This window comes from Burkholderia sp., assembly GCF_018375725.1.
Taxonomy (GTDB): domain Bacteria; phylum Pseudomonadota; class Gammaproteobacteria; order Burkholderiales; family Burkholderiaceae; genus Burkholderia.
In genome coordinates, this window is the sequence record NZ_JAHACR010000275.1 from 1 (window position 1) to 5,676 (window position 5,676).

The window sequence follows — 5,676 nt, forward strand, 5'->3', positions numbered from 1 at the left end:
TCAACCGCCAGCAGCGCCGCGCCTTCGTAGATTTGATAGAACGGATTCGGACAGAGTACGATCGCCTTCTTGCTCGGGTCGATCACGGTCTGCGCCAGCGCGAACAGCGCTTCGCGCGAGCCGGACGCGGGGAGCACCTGCGTCGCCGGGTCGATCGCCGGCAGGCCGTAGCGGTGTTCGATCCAGCGGGCGATCGCTGCGCGCAGCGCTTCCGAGCCGGCCGTGGCGGGATAGGCGGCGAGGCCGTCGAGCGCGGCGACCACGGCGTCGCGGATCAGTGCCGGCGTCGGGTGCTTGGGCTCGCCGATGCCGAAGCTGATCGGCTTCAGGCCGGCGGGCGGCGTCACGTCCTTGAACAGGGCGCGCAGCTTTTCGAAAGGATAGGGCTGGAGCGAGTCGAGTCGTGGATTCACGGGCGAAGCGGCCATCGCGGCCGGTTGGAGCGAAAGGAGCGGCGCTGTGCGCCGTACGGCAGCGGGCCGTCCCGCCAGCGAGGCTGGACGCGTCCGCAGGCGCCGATTATAGCGTGAGGGCATCGCGTCACGGCGGCGCGGAACGTCCGCCGGGCAACGAAAAATAGAGGGTGTCGAACGAAATGAATCATGCGGTACGCGGCAGCCTGCCGACGCTGGCGATCCTGGTCGGCGCATCGGTATGGGGTCTGATCTGGTATCCGTTGCGGATCCTGGCATCGCTGGGCGTGACGGGCACCGCGGCGAGCGCACTGACGAGCCTCGTCGCGTTCCTGTTCGTGATCGTCACGCGGCGCCGCGCGATCGCGACGCTGCGCTGGCATTGGGTGCTTCCCGGGATTGCGGTGACGGCCGGCGTGACGAACCTCGGCTTCGTCTGGGGCACGATCCATGGCGAAGTGCTGCGGGTGATGCTGCTGTTCTATCTGACCCCCGCGTGGACCGCGATCTATGCGCACTTCCTGCTGCGCGAGCGGCTGACCTGGGCGGGCGCGGGGCTTGCGGCGCTGTCGATCAGCGGAGCGATGCTGATGCTGTGGTCGCCGAAGCTCGGCGTGCCGCTGCCGGCTACGCCGGCCGAGTGGGCCGGGCTGGCGGCCGGGCTGAGTTTTGCGATGAGCAACGTGCTCGTCGTCAAGGCGTGCCGCGAGCTGCCGCAGATGAAGGCGGAGATGCGCACCGCGACGCTGTTCGGCGGTTCGGCGCTGTTCGGCGCGATCGCGTCGCTGTTCGAGGGGCTGCCGGCAGTGCCGTCGGGCAGCGGCCTCGCCGCCGCCACGCTGCTCGTCGCGGGCATCGGCGTGACGATGGCGTCGAACAACCTGCTCGTGCAGTACGGGCTCGCACGCGTGCCGGCCAACCGCGCATCGATCATCATGCTGTTCGAGATCGTCATCACGGCCCTGTCGGCGTGGTTTTTCGCGAACGAACTGCCGACCGCGCGCGAATGGGCGGGCGGCGCGTGCATCGTGCTGGCGACGCTGCTGTCGAGCCGCATCCACCGCTCGGGTCCGGCGCAGGGCGCACCCGGCGGCGGCCGGGACGGCTCGCGCGCAATGGTATGATTGGAGCCGTTTGCGGGGCCGGACGCGACAGCGCGCGGCCCCGCTTTTCGAATTCCGTGGCGCGCGGCGCGCAGGGGCCGGCCGGTTCCTGCGCGCCGCGCGCCGCCGTCCGTTTCACCCATTCTTCACATCCGGTACTGCCGTGCGTCTGAGCTCGATCAAACTCGCTGGCTTCAAATCTTTCGTCGATCCCACGCATTTCCAGGTTCCGGGCCAGCTCGTCGGCGTGGTGGGCCCGAACGGTTGCGGCAAGTCCAACATCATCGACGCCGTGCGCTGGGTGCTCGGCGAGTCGCGCGCGTCCGAATTGCGCGGCGAGTCGATGCAGGACGTGATCTTCAACGGCTCGACCGCCCGCAAGCCGGGCAGCCGGGCGAGCGTCGAACTGATCTTCGACAACTCCGACGGCCGTGCGGCCGGACAGTGGGGCCAGTACGGCGAGATCGCCGTGAAGCGCGTGCTGACGCGCGACGGCACGTCGAGCTATTACATCAACAACCTGCCGGCGCGCCGCCGCGACATCCAGGACATCTTCCTCGGTACCGGCCTCGGGCCGCGGGCCTACGCGATCATCGGGCAGGGCATGATCGCCCGGATCATCGAGGCGAAACCGGAGGAACTGCGCGTGTTCCTCGAGGAAGCCGCGGGCGTGTCGAAGTACAAGGAACGCCGCCGCGAGACGGAGAACCGCCTGCACGATACGCGCGAGAACCTGACCCGCGTCGAGGACATCATCCGCGAGCTGGGCGCGAATCTCGAGAAGCTCGAGGCGCAGGCGGTCGTCGCGACCCGATACAAGGAGCTCGTGGCCGACGGCGAGGAGAAGCAGCGCCTGCTGTGGCTGCTGCGCAAGAACGAAGCCGGCGGCGAGCAGGAGAAGCAGCAGCGCGCGATCGAGCAGGCCCAGATCGACCTGGAGGCGCAGACCGCGAGGCTGCGCGAGGTCGAGGCGCAGCTCGAGACGCTGCGCGTCGCGCACTATGCGGCGAGCGACGCCATGCAGGGCGCGCAGGGCGCGCTCTACGAGGCGAATGCCGAAGTGAGCCGGCTCGAGGCCGAGATCAAGTTCATCGTCGAGTCGCGCAATCGCGCCCAGGCGCAGATCGCCGCGCTCACTGCACAGCGCGAGCAGTGGCGCGCGCAGGCCGAGAAGGCGCAGGACGAACTCGAGGAAGCCGAGGAAGCGCGCGCGATCGCCGACGAAAAGGCCGCGCTCGCCGAGGACGACGCGGCTGCGAAGCATGATGCGCTGCCCGCGTTCGAAGCGAAATGGCGCGATGCGCAGGCGCAGCTCAACGACGAGCGTGCGCGGATTGCACAGACCGAGCAGTCGCTGAAGCTCGAAGCCGCGCACCAGCGCAATGCCGACCAGCAGCTGCAACAGCTGCAGCAGCGCCACGAACGCCTGAAGTCCGAAGCGGGCGGCCTCGACGTGCCGGACGAGGCACAGCTCGAGGAACTGCGCATGCAGCTCGCCGAGCAGGAGGAGATTCTCGCCGAGGCGCAGGCGCGCCTGGCCGACGCGCAGGAAGCGGTGCCGCGTCTCGACGCGGAGCGCCGTGCGGCGCAGGAGCGCGTGCAGGCGGAAGCGGCGCAGATTCACCAGCTCGAGGCCCGTCTCGCCGCGCTCAGGCAGCTGCAGGAGAACGTGCAGACGGAAGGCAAGGTGCAGCCGTGGCTCGACCGGCACGAGCTGGGCGCGCTGCCGCGCCTGTGGAAGAAGCTGCACGTCGAGCCGGGCTGGGAGACGGCGCTCGAAGCCGTGCTGCGCGAGCGGCTCGCGGCACTCGAAGTGTCGAATCTCGACTGGGTGAAGGCGTTCGCGACCGATGCGCCGCCCGCCAAGCTCGCGTTCTACGCGCCGCCGCCGGCCGGCGAGCCGCTGGCGACGGCGGCCGGGCTGCGTCCGCTGCTGTCGCTCGTGCGGATCGACGATGCGGGCATCCGCGCCGTGCTGAACGACTGGCTCGGCAGCGTGTATGTCGCCGACGATCTCGCGCAGGCGCTTGCATCGCGCGCCCAGCTGCCGTCGGGCGGCGCATTCGTGGTTCAGGCGGGGCATGTCGTCACGCGTGCCGGCGTGCAGCTGTACGCGGCCGACTCGGAGCAGGCGGGGATGCTTGCCCGCCAGCAGGAAATCGAGAATCTGACGCGACAGGTGCGTGCGCAGGGGCTGCTGGCCGACGACGCGAGGACGGCCGCGGTGCGTGCCGAAGCGGCTCACACGCAGGCGACCCAGGCGCTGGGCGACGTGCGCGCGCAGGCCGAACGCGCGACGCAGCGCGTGCATGCGTTGCAGATGGATGTGCTGAAGCTCGCGCAGGCGCACGAACGCTACACGCAGCGCAGCACGCAGATTCGCGAGGAACTCGAGGAAATCGGCGCGCAGATCGAGGAGCAGCGCGCGCTGCGCGCGGAATCGGAAGCGAATTTCGAGCGCTTCGACGGCGAGCTTGCGGAGCTGCAGGCGCGTTTCGAGGACAACCAGCTCGCGTTCGAGTCGCTCGACGAATCGCTGACGCAGGCGCGCCAGGCGGCGCGCGATCTGGAGCGCACCGCGAATGACGCGCGCTTCGCCTCGCGCAACGCGGCGACCCGGATCGACGAGCTCAAGCGCAGCATCCAGGTCGCGCACGAGCAGAGCGAACGCGTCGCCGCGTCGCTGGAGGACGCGCGCGCCGAGCTCGAGACGATCAACGAACAGACCGCGCAGACCGGCCTGCACGACGCGCTCGAGATTCGTGCCGCCAGGGACGAGGCGCTTGCCGCCGCACGCATCGAGCTCGACGACCTGACCGCGAAGCTGCGCGCATCGGACGATGCGCGGCTGGTCGCCGAACGCTCGCTGCAGCCGCTGCGCGACCGCATCACCGAATTGCAGTTGAAGGAACAGGCGGCGCGCCTGTCGGCGGAACAGTTCGCGGAGCAACTCGCGGCGGCCGAAGTCGACGAAGCCGCGCTGCGCGAGAAGCTGACGCCGGATCTGAAGCCGTCGTACCTGCAGGGCGAGGTCACGCGGATCAACAACGCGGTCGCCGCGCTCGGGCCCGTGAACATGGCGGCGCTCGAGGAACTGAAGGCTGCGAGCGAGCGCAAGGTGTTCCTCGACGCGCAATCGGCCGACCTGACCGACGCGATCACGACGCTCGAGGATGCGATTCACAAGATCGACCAGGAAACCCGCACGCTGCTGCAGGGCACCTTCGACGAGGTCAACCGCCATTTCAGCGATCTGTTCCCGCGCCTGTTCGGCGGCGGCCAGGCGAAGCTGATCATGACCGGCGACGAGATTCTCGACGCCGGCGTGCAGGTGATGGCGCAGCCGCCCGGCAAGAAGAACGCGACGATTCATCTGCTGTCCGGCGGCGAGAAGGCGCTGACCGCAACCGCGCTGGTGTTCGCGATGTTCCAGTTGAATCCTGCGCCGTTCTGTCTGCTCGACGAGGTCGACGCGCCGCTCGACGACGCGAACACCGAGCGTTTCGCGAACCTGGTGCGCGCGATGTCGGACAAGACGCAGTTCCTGTTCATCTCGCACAACAAGATCGCGATGGAGATGGCGCAGCAGTTGATCGGCGTGACGATGCAGGAGCAGGGCGTGTCGCGGATCGTCGCGGTGGACATGGAAACCGCCGCGGGTTTTGCCCAGAATTGACGTTTGACGAACAGGCCCGCGGGCGCGCGGCGCATGAGCGCCCGTCCGCGAGTCCAATGAAAAAGAATGGCTGATGGAGCATGTATGGACGAGTTGACACTCGGTTTGATCGGCGCGGGCGCAGTCGTGGTGGGCGGCGTCGTGGTCTACAACGCGTGGCAGGGTGCGAAGGTGCGGCGCAAGATGCCGCGTCCGATGCCGCCGGAAGCGGCAGAGGCGATGAACCGCCCGGAACGCGACGACGAGTTGCCGTTCATCGAGCCGGTGCGCCAGCCGGCTCGCCGCGAGCCGGCAATTGTGCCGGAGACGCAGGACGAGACCCGTGTCGAGGAGGCCGCGCGCGTCGAGCCGACGTTTGGCGGCGCAGCGCCCGCCGATACGGCGGCCGATCTGCAGGCGGAGGCGACGGCGGCCGATCTGCCGGCCGACACGGAAACCATCGCGGAATTGCCCGCGGACGAGCCCGCCGAGCCGGTGATGCCGG

Annotated in this window: 3 protein-coding genes and 1 pseudogene; 3 read left to right on the top strand and 1 reads right to left on the bottom strand. The window is 69.1% G+C overall.

Going from position 1 to position 5,676, the window contains the following annotated elements; translation table 11 throughout:
* Positions 1–428, bottom strand: a 428-nt coding sequence (locus KH616_RS20520) for an aminotransferase class I/II-fold pyridoxal phosphate-dependent enzyme (RefSeq protein ID WP_292250328.1), incomplete at its 3' end; no start/stop codon positions are given.
* Between the two features lie 167 nt (positions 429–595).
* On the opposite strand from KH616_RS20520, the gene KH616_RS20525 reads away from it, so the two are divergent.
* The 3 genes and pseudogenes from KH616_RS20525 to KH616_RS20535 form a co-directional block, all read left to right on the top strand.
* On the top strand, positions 596–1,537 hold the full coding sequence (locus tag KH616_RS20525) for a DMT family transporter (RefSeq protein ID WP_292250332.1): 942 nt from the start codon (positions 596–598) through the stop codon (positions 1,535–1,537).
* Between the two features lie 142 nt (positions 1,538–1,679).
* The gene (gene smc / locus KH616_RS20530; protein ID WP_292250330.1) at positions 1,680–5,192 is read left to right on the top strand and encodes a chromosome segregation protein SMC; all 3,513 of its coding nucleotides are present in this window, start codon (positions 1,680–1,682) and stop codon (positions 5,190–5,192) included.
* An 84-nt stretch (positions 5,193–5,276) separates the two neighbouring features.
* Positions 5,277–5,676, top strand: a pseudogene (locus KH616_RS20535) (cell division protein FtsZ); the annotation flags it as partial.

What these genes read in the sequence shown, in the direction of transcription:
- KH616_RS20525 (WP_292250332.1), top strand. Translation starts at nt 596, where the DNA reads ATGAATCATGCGGTACGCGGCAGCCTGCCGACGCTGGCGATCCTGGTC.